General features: G+C 47.6%; 6 protein-coding genes. All 6 read right to left on the reverse strand.

All coding sequences use genetic code 11. The features are described 5' to 3' along the window. Nucleotides 1-31: 31 nt before the first annotated feature. The 6 genes from BM386_RS21975 to BM386_RS22000 are packed head-to-tail and all read right to left on the reverse strand — an operon-like array spanning nt 32 to nt 15,183. Entirely contained in the window at nt 32-847 is an 816-nt protein-coding gene (locus BM386_RS21975) for a phosphotransferase family protein (protein ID WP_091698118.1), read from the reverse strand. Beyond that, on the reverse strand, nt 844-1,656 hold the full coding sequence (locus BM386_RS21980; protein ID WP_170857155.1) for an aspartyl/asparaginyl beta-hydroxylase domain-containing protein: 813 nt from the start codon (nt 1,654-1,656) through the stop codon (nt 844-846). Before BM386_RS21980 ends, BM386_RS21975 begins: the two co-directional genes overlap by 4 nt. Then, a complete protein-coding gene (locus BM386_RS21985) occupies nt 1,646-8,788 on the reverse strand; it encodes a type I polyketide synthase (RefSeq protein WP_091698121.1) in 7,143 nt (2,380 codons plus the stop codon). Before BM386_RS21985 ends, BM386_RS21980 begins: the two co-directional genes overlap by 11 nt. 59 nt (nt 8,789-8,847) lie before the next feature. Next, nucleotides 8,848-10,248 carry a hypothetical protein gene (locus BM386_RS21990; protein ID WP_091698123.1) on the reverse strand — a complete coding sequence of 467 codons (1,401 nt, stop codon included), beginning with the start codon at nt 10,246-10,248 and terminating at the stop codon, nt 8,848-8,850. A gap of 25 nt (nt 10,249-10,273) precedes the next feature. After that, nucleotides 10,274-14,245, reverse strand: coding sequence for a hypothetical protein (locus tag BM386_RS21995; protein WP_091698125.1), 3,972 nt, complete (start codon nt 14,243-14,245; stop codon nt 10,274-10,276). Then, nucleotides 14,242-15,183: a hypothetical protein gene (locus BM386_RS22000; protein ID WP_091698127.1), complete on the reverse strand. Its 942-nt coding sequence runs from the start codon at nt 15,181-15,183 to the stop codon at nt 14,242-14,244. Before BM386_RS22000 ends, BM386_RS21995 begins: the two co-directional genes overlap by 4 nt. Between the last annotated feature and the right edge of the window lie 3 nt (nt 15,184-15,186).

A 15,186-nucleotide genomic window follows, 5' to 3' on the forward strand; every position in this document is an offset into this window, starting at 1 on the left:
TCGAAGGTTTTATAAACGGGTTGATTTAGGTTCAGAGATCATCCAACTTTTTTCTGATATACTTCTCCGTCCAATCTTTTTCCTCCGTGGATACTTTGGTGAATAACCTTGTTGTCGCCACGGGTAGTAGCCAATCATGGATCTGACTTGTAATGGTGTTAGTGAGCTTCATATACTCCTGAAGGTAAAATTTGGCAAACAGCTTTCGGTACCTGTTGTGCAGTTGAAAGTAGTGTGAAGAGGATTTAAGGATGGGGGCAGGAACGGGGTGCTCCTGTACCAGTAAAGCATGCGCTACATCAGCGATCGGGTTCCCCTGCAATGCTTCCTGCCAATCCAGAATTATTGGGCCTTTTGCTGAAAAAATGATATTCTCTTGATGTAAATCGTTGTGGCAAAGCCTGTCGGAGTCCGGGAGGCCCCGGAATAGATTTAGTATTGTTTCAGTGATTTCCTTTCCCAAACGGCCCTGGCTAGTAAGGATCGTTTTTTCCATAAACTCCCGTTGGCTTGGAAAATCCGTCACCGGAATACTGTGCAGATCTGCCTGCAGCCGGGCAAACTTTTGGGCGTATAGTTTGATTTTGTGCGGCGCTTTCCTGAGTATGTTGGTGATGGTTGGCCCTTTGATATGCTCCATCACGATGCCTGCCCGGCCATCAACCAGGATGATGTCTTTTACTGCAGGTACTGGCAGACCATAAGCCATAGCTGCCTTGGTATTGTTAGTCTCTCGTTGCACATGACGGCTGCTGGTCTCTTTTCTAAACAACTTCACCAAAGTGTCAGGGCCATACAAGTAAATTTCCGACTGTTCTCCAGCTGATATCAATTCACCGAGTATCAATTCAGCTGGCGTTTAAGAGAAATTCGCTGAAAAGGCAAGTACAAAAACATGACTACCCGCACAACTTGGTAGATCATTTTCTTAATGTACCGCTTTCTGCTTCTTAGAAAATTATACTTTTGATAGAGCATTTGTACGGCTGCAGATGCCAATACATGTGCGCAGATCTCATTTTTTCGGTTTCTGAACTCCGGACGCATCACGTCAAGGATCATGATATACCTCCTTTGTGAAGTGTGGTTCCAAGCGGTATGCGTTCTTGCGTCGCAAAAAGGGAGTGTTATTCCCTCTTCCCATTCTTTTATCTGGTTGTCAACCTGGAAGCCACAGTCCGGTAACCTGCCAGGTATGGAAAGCCCCATATGGCACCTGATCACCGCATCGGTATCACCCTGATGTGGGTTGATGTTGGATTGTGGTTCCAATATGCTTAATGATGCAGATGTACAGCCTGGCAAGGATTGTAGGATCTTCATGGTCTGTGGGCAACGGTTACAGTTCCGGTGGTTTTTCATGTTCCAGAAGATCAGGCCCATAGTCTTCCACTTTTTTGGAGGAAAGGACATGGATTTGTTAATCTTATAAGGCTGTAGCCGGTCCGGATCTTCTTCAATCAGGCCAAGAAGCTCATCTCGGATGACCTTCCAGTTTGCCTCCAGGGTTTTCGTCCATGGCAGTTGCTCCCGCTCGTAAAAGGGAGGATGGTTTCCCTGGTATCTGCCGCCGAAAATACTGTACCAGGGTTCTGAATCCGGGTTTGTATGTAGTTCTTCTTCTTTGGAAGCGATTTCCTGGGTATCAATGTTCATTGGAAAATTCATTTAAAACTCTTTCAATTTCGTCAGACCAATAAGTACTAAGTTGCCCTTCTATCATGCCCACCAAAATTGTATGCTGCTCATTCACCAGATCATGCCCTCCTGGAATGTAGGAGATCTTGAAATCTTTAAGTGAGAAAAGCGCCCATTTCCTGATGTTTTCCGGGGATAGCAATGGATCTGATTCACCGGCAATGACCATCACTGCTGCAGCTACCGCTTCACTACTGGGCTGATAGGTTTCCAGGATCTGAATATCCGCCCTCAGCAGGTCTGTTGTCCTCTCCAGGGCTAGTCTCCTTCCTTTGTTAGGGATGTTACCTTCGTATTTCTCCAGTACCGCATCAATAAATTCTGCCTGGGGCAACTCATGGATGGCATTGCCCTTCCGGGTCCCCGGGGCATTGCTTCCAGAGAGAAACAAGTGGTCGGGGGTACGCTTGCCCGCTTTTTGCAGCGCTATATAGCACTCATATGCCGTTAAAGCACCCAGGCTATGCCCAAAAAAGGCATAAGGCGCGTCTGGTGGATCAAATGCCTCAACCAGCGATGAGATTAGCTGAGCCATGGAAGTGCAGGGAGGTTCTTCCGCACGGTCATCCCGTCCCGGAGACTGTATGCCGATGAGCGTGATATCCGGATGGGTCGAATTTACCCATGATTGAAAGGCCAGTGGGCCGGAACCGGCATAGGGAAAACAATAGAGGGTAATAGCCGACTTTCCTTCCGATTCCTTCAGAACTTTAAACCAACTGCCGGCAGTGACCTCTTTATCATCCTCAATGGCTGGAGTAACTTCTTCCAATACAGGTTTTTCTGCACCGGTCTCTTCTGTTTTTTGTGGATCATAGACTAGCTCAAACAGGTGGTCGGACACCGCCTTGATGTGTGGATAGTTATAAGCCAAGGTGTTGGGCAGCTTGACCTTGAAATACTGTTCCAGCTTGGAAGCTAGTAAAATAGCCATGAGTGAATCCATTCCCAGAAAGTTAAACCGCTTGTCATCAGGGATTTCATCGATGGATTCAATCAGCATGACCGACCTTAGTTCTGTTCTAACCATCTCTTCGATGAGTTCTCTAGCCTTTTGAGGGGAAGATTGCAAGATATGGTAGAGGTGATCTCGGGAGGCCTCGGGAGCAGCGCTAATTGATATTTCGGCCACCTGTTCAAATAAAGAAGGCTGCAAAGTGAAGTCAATGAACGACCTGTATTTTTTCCAATTGATCCTGCTGATCAGGGACAATGGGCGCCCTGTACCCAGTTGCAGTTCCATAGCATTTAGCGCTTCCTGGGGAGGCATAAGCGAAAATCCCATTTTATCCAACACCATACTTTCTTCCGGTTTGGCGCTCATGCCTACCTTATCCCACGGACCCCAATCGATGGAAAGGGTTTTTTGGCCTGCTCCATAGCGGTATTGGCTCACCGCATCCATGAAGAAGTTTGCGGCGGTATAATGGCTGAGATTGACTGAACCCCATAATGCTGAAACCGAGGAGTAAAGGATAAAGCAATCCAGGTCATGTGACTTGCTGAGCTGATGAAGTGCCCAGGTACCGGCTACCTTGATATCAAGGGTATCAAAAAACTGCGATTCATCCAGCTCCATGATTTTGGAAAACCAGTTGACCCCGGCGGCATGCAGTATCCCTCGGATTGGTATGTCCCGTTCTTTGAGTGAAGTAAACAGTGCTTGCAATTTGGGGATGTCGCGCACATCCAAGCTGGCTATTTCTATAGTTGTACCTCGCTCTTCGAGTGTTTGTAATTGTTGCACCAATTCATGTTGAGCATGATCTGATCCTATTGAAGCCCATTCTGTCCTTGGGGGTATGGTTCTGCGGCTGATTAACACCACATGACGGGCACCTTTTTCCACCACCCACGAGGCGGTTTCCAAGCCTAGACCTCCCAAGCCACCGGTAATGATGAAAGCACCATCATTACGGAAGACAACAGGTTCTTTAAGTACCGGTTTGGCCGGGATTAATTGCTCCACATATTGTTGTCCCTGCCGGATGGCAATGCAATTTTCATTTTTAGGTAGAAGAATTTTACCCATAATCTGAGCGGCTTTTTCTTCGGGCTTGATTCCAGGCTCAAGATCGATCATCCCTCCACGCCATTCTGGATGTTCCAGATATAGGGTTTTTGCAAAACCCCATAGTGGTGCAGAAGATAAGTTGAGGGTAATACCTTCACTTGGGATAACCTGCTGTATGCCCTCAGTAACTATCCATAGCGGAGGAGTAATAACCACCCTTCTTAGCGCTTTTAGAAATGGGATAAAAACACCAAGTTCTTTTAGTACAGTTTCTTTGAGGTTATCCGTATCGAGTATTGCTCCGGTTTTTGAGGAGTTTTTGGGTAGGAATACCACCTTCCATGCATCTATATTTGCTCTACTTTCACTGGTTACAATTCTGTTGAGTATATTAAAAATTGAAGTGGAATCCATGCCAAAGGAAATCACTGCATCAGGCTTATGGCCGTTCTTCGCACCCACACCGACCCAGAATACCTGATGTCCCCTCTTTCTGATCTTATCCAGTAAAGCTTGTAGGGTAGGCGTATCTTCTCCCAGGATAATCCATGAACTATTGGCCCTCAAATCCTCAATTTCATCGGGTAGGATCAGTTTTCCTTTTTTTACCCAGCTAAGATCATAATGGATGTTTGAGTCTGTCTTCAGGTCATTGGCAGGAACCGCCTGTTTATACTCAGGATTGTAAATCGGGCCGGCAAATGCTGAAATGTTCTCGGCTTCAAGCCCTTTTACCCAATAGCGCTGCTGGTTAAATACTACTCCCGGAATTATTTCCGGATACTTTTTGCCATGAAGCAAAGCTTGCCAATGAACAGACCAGCCCTGCTGATACAGTTGCCCCACCGAATCAAAAAAGTGATACGATTCCGTACGGCCTGCTTTAGGCCTGCTTAAGGTTCTCAACAATACCAGGTCTGATCGGTTGAGGCATTCCCTGACTGCTAACAAGGTGCCTGCCCCGGGGCCTACCTCCAGGAAATAACGGATTTCTTCCCTGGCCAAAAGCCCGGCTGCTTTAGAAAACCGGACTGTATTGCGTAAGTGGTTTACCCAATGGTTTGCACTGGGGGCTTCCTCTATTTCATTGCCTGTGGTAGCCGAAATCCAACGTTTCACCGGACGTGAAAAGCTGAACTGTTCAACGTATTCACGGAAAGGTTCCAGAATAGCATCCAGCAGGTGGCAATGAAATGCTGCGTTTGTAGGCAGGGGGTGAAATTCAATACCCTGATTGGAAAAGTGCTCCACTACCTTATCTACTTCTGCTGACTCACCTGCAATTACCGTTTTTCCAGGACTGTTTACTACCGCGACCTGTACTTTTTCCTTGTTGAGTATTTTTTCGATTTCTTCATAGCCAGTAAAAATGGTTACCATCTTTCCTTTGTCAGGCAGCGTTTCTATCAACTCAGAACGCTTCAGAAGGATCTTCATTCCTGTTTCTGGCTCAAAACATCCCGAGAGACAGGCGGCGGCATATTCTCCCAAACTATGCCCCAACAATAGCTGTGGAATAACCCCGCATTCCTGCCAAAGTGTTCCCAGTGCATATTGAATGGCAAAAAGAATTGACTGCTGGTACTTATGCTGCCAAGGTTCATATTCATGTTGTTCGAATGCAAGTTGACGGAAGGATAAGGAGGGATCTATATCCTCCATTGCTTTGGCACAGCGGTCAAAAGCATTCCGGAAGACGGGAAACTGATGGTAGAACTCCCTGCCCATTTGCATAAACTGTTCCCCCTGACCGGTAAACAGAAAGCATATTTTATGTTCTTCACCAGGGGGGATGCTTACCGGATCAGTAGTTTGAACAAATCTTTTAAGCTGGCTGCTGAGTTCCACTATATCCTGAGCCAGGAAACAGAGCCTGTATTTCAGATGCGATCTGCACGTGGCCTGCGTATAAGCAATGTCATTGAAGGATAAACCAGGATTTGTTTCCAGCCATTCTATCCAATTCCGTGCTTGCTGGACAATTCCTCCCGCAGTATGGGCTGAAAGCGGGAAGGGGAGGGATGCTGATTTTACTGTTGGTAATTCGCTTTTTTTAACCTCATCGTGGTTGGGGTGGGCATTCCCGGGTTCTTCTAAAATGACATGGGCTAGTGATCCTCCAAAACCAAAGGAACTAATGGCTCCTCTTCTTTTTTCATTTTCCGGGTTCCATTCCCGGGGTTGCATGGGGATCTCCAGCCGGGTATTTTCAAGGTGGATGCGTGGGTTTAGTGTATTGACATGGATTTGTGGTGGGATTTGCCGGTGTTTAAACATGAGCAATACCTTGATTACACCGGCTATGCCTGCTGCTGTTTCCAGATGCCCGATATTGGCTTTTACCGATCCCACATAACAGGTATCTTTTGCGGTAGCTCCGTACACTAGTCCTAGCTGTTCCATTTCTACAGGGTCTCCGGTAGGTGTTCCGGTACCATGGGCCTCCAGGTAATTGATTTGCCTACCCTCAAGGCCGGCTTCATCCAGGGTTCGTGTGAGCAGCCTGTGTTGGGCAGCTCCGTTTGGATAGGTGATACCCATGCTGTGCCCGTCCTGACCAATGGAAGAACCTTTAATTACCGCCAGTATGCGATCCCCGTTTTTTATAGCCTCCGATTGCCTTTTAAGCATGACCAGTCCGCAACCCTCTGAGCGGACATATCCGTCTGCTTCAGCATCAAATGTTTTGCACCTGCCTGTCGGAGACATCATTCCAAACTGTGAGAGTGTGATGGTGGTGCCGGGAGAAAGAATAGCATTAACGCCGCCAACTATTGCCTGTGCACAGTCACCTCTGTAAATGGCCTGTACACCCAAATGAAAAGCGGTAAGCGATGAAGAACAGGCTGTATCTACCGCCATGCTGGGGCCTTTCAGATCATAGAAATAGGACAGTCTGTTGGCCGCTACACTGTTGGAGTTACCCAAACCTGAGTAGGCATTGAAGCCATTCATATCCGGGGTAAGCTTTATTTTCATGTACAGGTAGTCATTATTGGCTATGCCCACAAACACGCCCGTGTCGGAGTTGCGCAAGTCTTCTTTTTTCCAGCCGGTATTTTCCAGTAGCCTCCAGGAGGTCTCCAGCAACATCCGTTGCTGAGGGTCGATTTCAGGGGCTTCGTAAGAAGATATACCAAAAAGACCCGGGTCAAACTGGTCAATAGTATCAGTCAGGCCAGACCATTTGGTGTTCATCCGCCCAGGCGTGGCTGCTTTTCGGTCATAGAAAATATCGTTGTCCCACCTGCTTTTAGGTATTTCGGAGATGCCATCCACGCCTTGGATCAGTTGCTCCCAAAACGCTTCAGGACTGTTTACACCTCCCGGAAAACGGCAGGCCATCCCCACAACCACGACCGGGTCCAATTTGGGTAAAGCTGGTAGTAAGGGTGTTTTGGCTCCCGTGGAATAGCGCGTTTCCAATTTACCGGTTTGATAAAGCTTTAGGCACATTTTCCTCGAGATCTTGTGATTGGAAGTTTTCGGAAGCATGCCTCGCGCGATCAGGTGAATGGCATCGGCTGTGATGCCGTAGCACTCTGTTAAATTTGCCTGAATACGTTCGGTAATCTTGCTGTATTGGCTAGGTTGGGTGTGACGGTGTATTTCCTGAAAGACCAGCAGCCTTTCCCTGTCCGGTCCGATTTCTGCCAAGCAGGCGGTAAGGTCATTAATTTGTAGCTGGTCCTGCTTGTACCGGACTGCATACTCCAGGTCTTCGGCACTGTAATTGGCACCTCTTACAATTACAATTTCTTTTTTCCTCCCGGTAATATAAAGAAACCCGTCCTGGATAAAACCCAGATCCCCAGTGGCTATTATCGGTTCTTGCTTGCCGGAAATAGTATGGAGCTCAGCATTCAGGTATCCGGTTGAATTGTAGGGAGCCTCGAGTATAATCTCCCCTTCCTGTGTGTCAGGGAGCTTTTCTCCACTTTTCGGATCCTGTATATAAATAGTCCCGATTTCCTGGTCTATTTTATAGGGGGTTAATTTTCTTTGATACTTGCCCACAGGCCGGTCAACAAAATGATTAAGGAGGTCTTGCAAACCTTTACCACCCCCTGCAACGAGCAACGTAGCTTCTGCCAGGCCATAAACAGGCCGGATAGCGTTTTGGGAAAAGCCTATGGAGGCATATTTTTTTGCAAAGCGTTTCAGGATGTCGCAGGGAACGGTTTCAGAGCCTACATATAAATGGTTGAAACAGCTCAAGTCCCAGGCCTCAGCCGGGGCTACTTTTCCTAGGCACATTTCCAATGCAAAAGCGGGGGCAGCAGCTGCTGTGCCCTGATAATCATGGATGGCCTGCAACCAAAGGCCGGGGGAAGCAAGGAAAGATGCAGGAGGTAAAAAAGCCCCGAACCCGGATTCATAAAGGATGGTAAACAAATGACCAACCAATCCCATATCATGATGAAATGGAAGCCATCCTACTACCCTTACACTTTCCTTACGCTGAAAGACACGATACATTTTAGCCAGGTTTTCCAGTACCTGGCCATGGGTGAGCATTACTCCCTTTGGGGAGCTCGTTGAACCTGATGTATATTGAATGTAAGCCAGATCGTCCGGAGAAATATCAGGCAATGGCTTCTGATCCAAAGAATTTTTATACATAGGCTCCAGAGTAAGCACTTTGACGAATGAGGCAACTTCACTGCCTAATTCATCAACCAAACTATTCTTTTGAAGTTCATTGACTACCATTACGGTAGTAACCTTTCCTGACTTCAGGGTATTTTGTATTCGGTCTATGCTGGTCCTGTCCCGTTTATGCCGGATAGGAGGCAGGGGGGCCGGCACACATCCGGCCAGTAGGCATCCAAAAAACGCGACAACGAAATGTTCCTGTTCTTCAACAGGTAGTAAAATCACCTCGCCTTTGGCAGTTTGATTTACCAGCTGTTGAGCGACACGGATGCATCTCTGCTTAAGAGAAAGAAAGGTGAAATTTTGGGTTTCCTTACCCTGTTTATCTAAAAATACCAGGACTTGATCCCCGGCTCTTTCCTCAGGGAAATGCAAGACCATATCCTGAATAAGTATTCTTTTCTCGTTTATTTCTCTCATGTGAAACAGGTTGGTTTTAGTGTTTGGCTATGGAATCAGTGACTTAGGAAGGTTCCTTGCTAGTGCTGCATTTTTTCCTTGCCTACACTCTGTGGTATTTCCAGTACACTCCTGACCGTTTGACCATTGTTGCCTATTCCGGTCAGGGTTACCGATGTGGCATCTTTCGGAATAGTATAGATCCCTTTTTTAATTTTTTCTTCCTCTATGGTGATGTCTCCGGGGTCTAACCTGAGCGACTTAAGGTTGGCAGTGATCCATGACAGGTTCCCGTCAACTATTTCAAAAAATTGGATCATCGGGTGCGTGGTATCTTCGGTATTGAGGTAAAAAACATCCTGTGTAAATCCTGGCTGGTAAATCTTCAAAGTCAGGGAGTTGTTTCCATAAGAAGCATCTACGGCCTTCCAATGCATAGGATCCAGTGCAAACGCAATTTCGGTGAGATCATCCTTTTTGTACTTGAGGAATACCAATTGGACAGGTTTTACCTTAAATACAAAGTCGTGTTGGGCAGGTTTTTTGAATCCATGGATAAGGAGGGAATAGGTTACCGATTCGGGCATAAACTGGGCGTTGTGGTTACCGATATTGTATAGATCGGTAAGCTCCATCCCCGGATTGGATGTAAAAGGTGCGAGCACATTGGTTTTTCTGGTCTGCAACCACTTCATCTCACTGCTGCTTCCAAACATTTCTTTCCAGGTGAGGGTGATTTCCTCATCGGCTCCAACCGTTTGCTCTTCCATCGGATTAAAAACAGTGATCAAGGGCGGAACCTGCGTAAGTGTGATGGATTCCGGTGGCGATTGGTTGCCTCCTGCCCAGGCAGTGGCTACATAGGTGCGCTGGGAATCGGTATCGGAACCTACACCCACAGCATCGCTGTTTGAATAAGGAGGAGTTTCGAAGGATTTTTCACCTTTTCCGTCAGGGTAACCTGAAATTACCACTTTGGTGCTGGCTGCACTCTTGAATTGAAGGTTGGATTTTTGGTCTAACCCCACGACAAGTGGATCCAGCCAAATAATTACACCCAACTCCTGTGCTTTTTTGGTTACAGGGACAGATGTTGTACCGGAGTTTGCACCAATAAATTCGTGGATATCGATGACTGCCGTTCCTTTCACGTTGTTTATAGGAATGTCGTTGAATGTAATTTGAATGGTTTCTCCCGGATCCAGCGTAGTATCTTCCGTTACTGTTACAACGAAATTTTCCCCATTCTTATCGACGGTAAATGGAGTGGGAACATCACCTGAACCGAAGTTCAAATTGGTAACGAGATCATCTTGATTATCTCCAAAAGGAAAAGTGACAGCAATAGTGTCCCCTCCACGGCCTGACTTAAAAGTTATCGGTTTTCCAGAGATGGGGTTTTGGACAACAAGTTTTAGATTGTCTTTCGAGTTAACGAATACAGCGTCTGGCAGAAAGGAGTAGTTTAAAAATGCGCTCATGGGTTCTTATTGATTAGGGTAGTTCCTATTTTTTTTTGTTGAAGTTGGACAGACTCAGCCAGCCTTCAATCAAACTTAAAGGTTGGGGTGACAGGGATGCTTGGGGTATTTGCTGCGTTACGCTCATATCCGGCTGCCATTCGGTCACGTCTTTTCTGGCTAACCAGGCCCAGTCACCCCTCACTTCAGCAGGTGTAGGCATCCTGATCTGGCTAGGGTCCAAGAGCAACGGCCCTGTACGGAAAGTGGCCGACAGGTTTTCAATGGCTGCGGTGACCGGCCCATTAGGAAGTGAAATGCTACTTCCAGGCAGGCTTCCTGGAATGATCGGCAAATCTCCTGTTGGGTCCATGATCAGCGTAAGTTTTACGGGTCCACCATTTGCTGCAAGGGTGACCAGGTGATCTGTGATCACATAGCCCGAAGTAGGGGCAGGGCTTTGTGTTAAAGCAGATTTCACCTGATCCAGTGTAAGTGAAGCACCTCCCGATTTAAGCAGTCTCTGTAACTCTTCAGTCTCGCTGGTTAGTCCATAGACCTTGTAAAATTTTGTGTAATCATCATTGACGAAATAGCCCATTACGCCATTTTTTTTCATGAGACTGTCGCCAATGCGAACGTTGAATTTAACCTTTAAAAAGGGAGGATCCTGTGGGTTGAAAATTCCATTGTTGTTATAGTATTCACCCGTCTGATACCACCCCTGATTATAGGCAGGATCTCCAGAAAGGGTCAGCTCCACTTCTGCCCTTACTACAGCCAGTGGCCTACCCAACAGTACGGAAAGGTTATTTCCTCCTGTCAGCTGGTTGGTAAACCATAAGTTAGAGTCGATGGCATTCATCAGCTCGGTATAAGCCATCGCACCGGTGTTGGTAGTTCCGGTTGATAAGAGGGCATTGATGAAATTTTGAAGGTGCTGGTTGGATAAATCCGGGAGGGCGCCTAACGCAGTATTTCTACCGGGAGCAGCGTCCCAACGGATGGTCAGGTTATTGTCATTCCCGGTCACTTCCCTCCGCACTTTGATCACTTCGCCTTGACTGCTGCCGCCCGCATCAAATACCATGAGGGCATCATCCAGGTAATTGGCCATTACCCATCCGCAGATAGGGCTGGTGCTATCTGAGGAATTGGTAAAAATCCGGTCATCGTCATGCTGCAAAAAGCGAGGGGTCATCAAGGCATCCTGTGTAAGCCGGGGAGGCAACTGGCCGAATTTACCGGTGTCACTACCGGTATAATTAGGGCTACTGGTGGTCAGGTCAGGCGACCATACGATGTTTTCGATGGGGTCGTCCGGGCCTAGTAAATTGCTTTTTCCCGGTAATATCTGTCCGTAAGAATCTACCAGCCACAGGTCCAACACCTGGAAATGACCTGACCGGATAGGAAAAAACGGTCCTGCATCCGGGACGCTTGTAGATCCGGTAACAGGATCGAAGTATGAATTTCCTGAGAGCTGATCCTGAATGCCGGCATCCAGTGGTTGGTTTTTCATGGTATTCAATACAGTGTTGAGCTGCAGGTTAAACCCTGCCATGGACTGTGTCACCATATCCATATAAGAAATGTTATTGGCTACCCATTGAAGGTTTTGGATGGTATTTTTAGGCAGGTTTTTGAAGTTGGTATCATTCTTAAACGTGGTGAATTTGGTTTGGATATTTTGTGTTGTTTTCTGGTTCAAAATGGCCCTGCCCTTAAAGACGATTTCCGGGGAAGGTGATTTCAGGGCTGACCCCTGCCATGAATAATCCAGTTCACCCAACTCCCAATCCACCAAGGCATCTGCCACTTCAGTAGAGGAGGGAAACCACTTGATTTTCCAGTCCATAAAAATAGGGGTCCACGGGTTTTTGTCAGGTCTGAAAGCCACGCCCACCGGGTCTGGCAGCAGTCCCCCGAAACCACAAGCCGCAGTCAATGCCTCTGTGGGAGGCTTGGTTTCAAAATCCGTCCAGCAGGAGGTTTGCTGGGCTTGAATTTTAGCCGTAAGTTCTTCCAACTGATTTGTCTGGGGAGTTTTTCCGGCTTTTTCAAAATAAGTGTTTGCAATCAGCTGGGCATTGCTGGTATCCAATAAAAGTACTTCCAGCCACAGGCTCTGTACTTCTTTCGGAAAGGCATTCCAACTTGCCAAAGTCACTTTACCCAACAGATCCTCCCATAAGATAGCAATAGGCTCCTGCTGTACTGGGGTATAGGTCACGCTAATGGATGTGATGGTCTGGCCGGTGAAACGGGTAGGCAACAGTTGCGATACTCCGTTTAACTCCGGGGGCAAAAGTTTTGTGTCTAATTCACCACCACTGATCAACACCACCGGATCCGCAGGGGAAGCCACCGGATCCAGATCTACTGCCTTTAAGACATATTCCTCACCCAGGTCCACCTGAAGGTTGTCACCGGAAGTTTTGATGGTATTTTGTATCGTAATTTGCAGACGTTGGTTTTCAGAAAGGGAGCTGCTTATCGCTTTGATGCTTCCGTTTGTTTTTTCAGTCAAAGTAGTCCAATTATCCGGGTTAATCGTAGAGCGATTGTATGTCAGGTATTCCTTTTTCATGGCCAGCGCATAGAGTTCGAGCTGTTGGGTGGATATAGTCCATCCGAGTTCATTGAGTGCAGCCTGGTCTGTGTTCAACTGAATGAGCGCCTGAGTCTGTTCCGGATTTAACGGGATGGACTGTTGTCCCTGTCGATACATATCCGCTTGTTTCTGAGGTTTTGATGTGCCCTCCGACCGGACCACGATCCATTCCTGTCCCCGGTATTTTTTGTCAAACTGGGTATCATGGAGCATGCTTTGGGCCCACTCCGGGTCAGTCTGCAAGTCAAAAAGCAGATCGCGCTGAAAGGCTTCCAGTGCAATGGCCAGGTTGGGAATGTCCGCTTTGGTTATGCCTGAACCGGGTACTTCAGCTGCCTTGGTGGCCATGTAAGTTGAAATAGCCTCTTCCGGGGTATTGGCAACCGACAGGGTCGGTAACTTCTGCTTGCCGTCAGAGCCGATAGGGGCTCCGGTTCCGTACGATTTGTTTTCCCCTTTCCACTGTACGGTGGCTACCATGGAGTGATAGAGCGCCTGGGTCGGTAAATCGGAAGCACCGGATGAGATGCCATTTTGTTGCTCCCAACTATGCCAGGCTTCTATCATGGCTTTGGCCTGCTCAGGCAGGTTCAGCGATGACGGATCCCATACGCCGGACAGGCCATATTGTTTTTGCCATGCCTGCCAGTCGGCTACCGATTGTTCCACGTCCTCAGATGTCCAGTTAAATTGGCTTTCAAGGAAGGATAGCCAGTTTTTGTCCGAATCTACCGGCAAATGGTATAAGGGGTCCTTTTGAGGGTCAGCATACCAACCAATAATGGAGTAAGAATACGTTTTTGTTTCGTCGGGGAGTTTGTCGTGCAATGCAAATACGTTCTGGATATTGTCATAGCTTACAGCCCAGGTAACATCCCCCGGCCCCACGGCTTTTAATTCAGCAGAGCCGGAATCTTCTCCGGTAAACTGGCTCAGGGGTACCTGAGTGCCTATTTGACGAACACCCAGATTAGTATCTTCATAAAAGGGATACTGGTTTACATTTTGAATATTACCTCCGGCATCCACAAGAATATCACTCTGGACAATGGTAGGCGTGCTGTCAGGAGCTATGCCGGGTCCACTATAACCAAACCGGGTGATCAGCCAACGGTTAGGAACCAGAGGGAATACTACTGGAGCCCCTTCCGTGCTTTGTTGTTTTCCTTGTCGAAGGCTATTGGGGAGGGTCCACATCAGGTGTGCTCCAACCGGAGGGCAGCTGCCTTTGGAGAATGGGTCGGGCTGGGCTGTCTTGCCATACCTCCATAAAGCATAGTAGTTATTTTTTAAATTGGCCCAGGTCGTCTGTGCATTCACATCTCCCTGTCCTATGAGCAATACATCGGTGGGGATGGGGATTAACAGGGAAGGGCCGGGCCAGACAGCGGATTTATTACTCATAGTTTTTCTTGATCAGTGTTGGTGGAAGGAGTACAGGGAGGAAAGTTGCTTCCTGACTCATAGGGTTGCTTTTGTGCGGTCTTTGTCATCTGAATGGCAAAACCGCCGGAGGTGAGCTTCCCGTCTTTGCTAGCCCCTGAGGGCAACGTGCCGGAAATATTGTTCACCAATCCCCCGATATCTACGACTCCTGCAGGCTGGCCATTTCCTGAACGAAAAGAACCATAGCCTCTTAGTTTGGTGCCATGCCCGTCTTCAATTTGAACTCCGGCAGGGTAACCACCCTCCCCAAGACCTCTCAGAAACAGGTGGAAATCACTCCCATCCTGTGGCGGGTCGTTGGGAAATAAGCCGAAGTGAAGACCTTCGCCTGGTTGGATAAACTCCACTTTATCCGGAACACCGGAAAATATACAAAGCAGTGTGTTGGACGAGAGGGTGTCCATCCTGAGAATGGGCAGGGCTTTTCCTTCCTGCGTAGGGTTGATCTCAATTCCTGGAAAGTCGGCCACCACCTGTGAGCGAAAAATGAAACCTGTGATGGGACCACCTACTTCACCGGAACCGGAGGGGGCTGCCTCCCGTAAAGTTGATCTTAATGTCATTTGTGCACTATCCACCTGGTCATAGATCTGTTTAAAGAAAGAAAGGTTGAAAACCGCATCGGCAGAAGAAAGTACACCCACACTCATGGCTCCGTCAACCAGCCGGTCCAACCAGTTTCTGTCTAGGTAGAAGAAACGGATTGATTCAATGGGCAGAAGACGGATATCAGGCACCAAATATTCTACTGGCACACCATAAAGCAGTGTTAATTGTGCCAACCAGTCCTTTAAATGATCAGGGAGAACAGGAGGGGGGGATTCGCCTGCCTGCGCCTGAGCCAATTTGATGACTACATCTGAATGGAGGTTTTCCCGATTTGTTAGTGATGTCATGGC

This window comes from Algoriphagus locisalis (assembly GCF_900116615.1).
GTDB lineage: Bacteria > Bacteroidota > Bacteroidia > Cytophagales > Cyclobacteriaceae > Algoriphagus > Algoriphagus locisalis.